The sequence below is a fragment of the uncultured Campylobacter sp. genome (genome assembly GCF_938017615.1).
Classification (GTDB): Bacteria; Campylobacterota; Campylobacteria; order Campylobacterales; family Campylobacteraceae; genus Campylobacter_B.
On the sequence record NZ_CALIJA010000119.1, the window covers coordinates 1 to 2,214 of the forward strand.

Annotated in this window: 4 protein-coding genes; 3 read left to right on the plus strand and 1 reads right to left on the minus strand. The window is 48.4% G+C overall.

Annotated features, from left to right (window positions below):
* Positions 1–44 precede the first annotated feature (44 nt).
* A complete protein-coding gene (rpsO, locus tag Q0620_RS06120) occupies positions 45–317 on the minus strand; it encodes a 30S ribosomal protein S15 (protein ID WP_298783780.1) in 273 nt (90 codons plus the stop codon).
* 104 nt (positions 318–421) lie between these two features.
* Between rpsO and Q0620_RS06125 the strand changes: the two genes are divergently transcribed.
* From Q0620_RS06125 to Q0620_RS06135, 3 genes are read left to right on the plus strand one after another with little or no spacing between them, the layout of a single operon-like run.
* A complete protein-coding gene (locus Q0620_RS06125; protein WP_177387765.1) occupies positions 422–835 on the plus strand; it encodes an Rrf2 family transcriptional regulator in 414 nt (137 codons plus the stop codon).
* Positions 832–1,884, plus strand: a complete 1,053-nt coding sequence (locus Q0620_RS06130) for a 3'-to-5' oligoribonuclease B (RefSeq protein WP_298783782.1) — start codon at positions 832–834, stop codon at positions 1,882–1,884. Before Q0620_RS06125 ends, Q0620_RS06130 begins: the two co-directional genes overlap by 4 nt.
* Positions 1,874–2,116, plus strand: coding sequence for a hypothetical protein (locus tag Q0620_RS06135; protein ID WP_298783784.1), 243 nt, complete (start codon positions 1,874–1,876; stop codon positions 2,114–2,116). The genes Q0620_RS06130 and Q0620_RS06135 overlap by 11 nt, the downstream gene beginning before the upstream one ends.
* Positions 2,117–2,214 lie beyond the last annotated feature (98 nt).

The window sequence follows — 2,214 nt, forward strand, 5'->3', positions numbered from 1 at the left end:
TATAAATCGCGGGGCGAAATAAACGCCGCCGCGAGCAAAGGAGCTTATTTATCTCTTAAATTTAACTCGCTAACGAGCTTGGAATAAACTGCGTAGTCTTTATTTTTGAGATATTTCATCATTCTTTTGCGCTGACCTACCAGCTTTAGTAGTCCTAAGCGAGATGAAAAATCTTTCGGATTTGCTTGCAAATGAGTGGTAAGAAGCGCGATCCTCTCGGTAAGAAGCGCGATTTGCACCTCCGCAGAGCCCGTATCCCTCTCTCTTCTAGCGAATTTCGCAACTATCTGTGCCTTTTGAGCCGTGTCTAAAGCCATGATGACCTCCTGATCGGTAAAATAGTAAGCGATTATACTTAATTAACCTAAATTTTTGCTTTCTTTGTGTAAAATGCACGCTTTCAGACCAAAGGAGAGAACAAATGCTTTTTACAAAAGCAAGCGAATACGCCCTGCTTTCAATGATCTGCATCGCGGGTAAGGAGGAATCAATGGATGTCGATTCGATCTCTAGCGAGCTTGGAATTTCACGCAGCTTTTTGGCTAAAATTTTACAAAATTTAGCTCGCGCGGGACTTCTAAATTCCTTCAAAGGCGCAAAAGGCGGCTTTGTGCTCGCGCGCAATGCAGATGAGATCACACTAAGCGAGATCATCAAAAGCGCCGAAAGACGCAAGGCGACAGTATTTGACTGCACCGCCGAGGGGATCGACGCCTGCCCGAACGGTCGCACGCTATGCCGCGTCAATCTAATGTTCGGCGAGCTTCAAGAGAAAGTCGATGAGTATATGGATACGATCACGCTAGCAGACATCATCGGCAAAGAGCGCAAATGAAAATATATCACCTCAGCCACACCGATCTAGACGGCTACGGCGCGCAGTTCGTCGCGGCGCACTACTTGACGGACGTGGAATTTTTCAACGCCAACTACGGCAAGGAGATAAACGAAAAATTTGATCTCATCCTCGCCCGTATCGACGAGCGGCTCGCTACGGACACGGACGAAAAAAGCCTGGTTTTAATCACCGATCTAAATTTACTGCCCGCGCAATGCGAGAAATTTAGCGGCGAGCTGGCACGTCGCAATGCCCGCATGATCCTTTTGGATCATCATCAAAGCGGGCTTGAGTGCGCGAAGAAATTCCCGTGGTATTTTTTGGACTCTTCGCGCTGCGCCACGAAGATAACCTATGATTTTTTCAGCGCGATGTTCGGCGGCTCGCCGCGGCTGGATAAGCTCGTGCGCGTCGTAAACGCCGTGGATATCTGGCTGAAGGAGCAGAGCGAGTTTGAGCTCGGCAAAGTCTGCCTCGGCATGGTCTCGGGCGCAAAAGAGATCAATAAGATCATGTTCGAGCGGGAGAGCAGGGATTATATCTTTTTCTTGTTAGAAAAAATTTTTAAATTTCAAGACGAGCCGGACGCTCACATCGCGCTAGATAGCGCGCTGCACGGTATAAAGAAAGAATTTTTTAAAAGTGAGCGCGACGATACGCTAAGCAATCTCGTCTCGCATTTCGTAGTCGCCCGCCTAAGCGCGCAAAAGCAGCGCTTCGAGATCGACTACCTCGATAAAAAGGGCATTTTGACCTACAATATCGGCAACGTAAGCGTCATCGGCAACGACTTTTTGACGCAAAACCCCGATATTGATTTCTTTATCGACGTAACGAGCAAAAAAACGCTCAGCTTCCGCGCCGACGGCAAAATCGACGTTAGCGAAATGGCAAAGCTGCTCCTAGGCGGCGGCGGGCACGTAAACGCGAGCGGCGGGATGTTTGCGGGCTTTAAGGACGCTAGCTCGTACGAAGCCGTAAAGGCGCAAATCGTGGATCTAATCGAGAAAAAAACTCAAATTTCAAAGGAAGAAGATGAAAAATAATGACGAAAAAATCGCCGAGCAGGACCTCATCTACGAGATCAACATCCTGCTTGACGCGATGCTGCTTTATGCGGGCATCAAGCGCGAGCGGCTCGCCGACGCGGCGCAGCTGTATATCGAAAATATCGATACGGTGCTTGAAAACTCGGACGCTAGCGGCGCGGACGAGGTGATCGCCGTGGTCGAGTTTTTGCGCGGCAAACACGCGGAGTTATTTGAGAATAAGGGTTAAGCGCGAAATTTTAAGCAAAATTTTGCGCGCTAGAATTTTACGAAGCGCAAACTATGCGGAGTAAAATTTCATTTAGCGCAGAAATTTATAGAGCGAGA

Bases quoted from the DNA above. Each gene is read 5' to 3' on its own strand.
- rpsO (WP_298783780.1), bottom strand. From the start codon at position 317: ATGGCTTTAGACACGGCTCAAAAGGCACAGATAGTTGCGAAATTCGCT.
- Q0620_RS06125 (WP_177387765.1), top strand. From the start codon at position 422: ATGCTTTTTACAAAAGCAAGCGAATACGCCCTGCTTTCAATGATCTGC.
- Q0620_RS06130 (WP_298783782.1), top strand. From the start codon at position 832: ATGAAAATATATCACCTCAGCCACACCGATCTAGACGGCTACGGCGCG.
- Q0620_RS06135 (WP_298783784.1), top strand. From the start codon at position 1,874: ATGAAAAATAATGACGAAAAAATCGCCGAGCAGGACCTCATCTACGAG.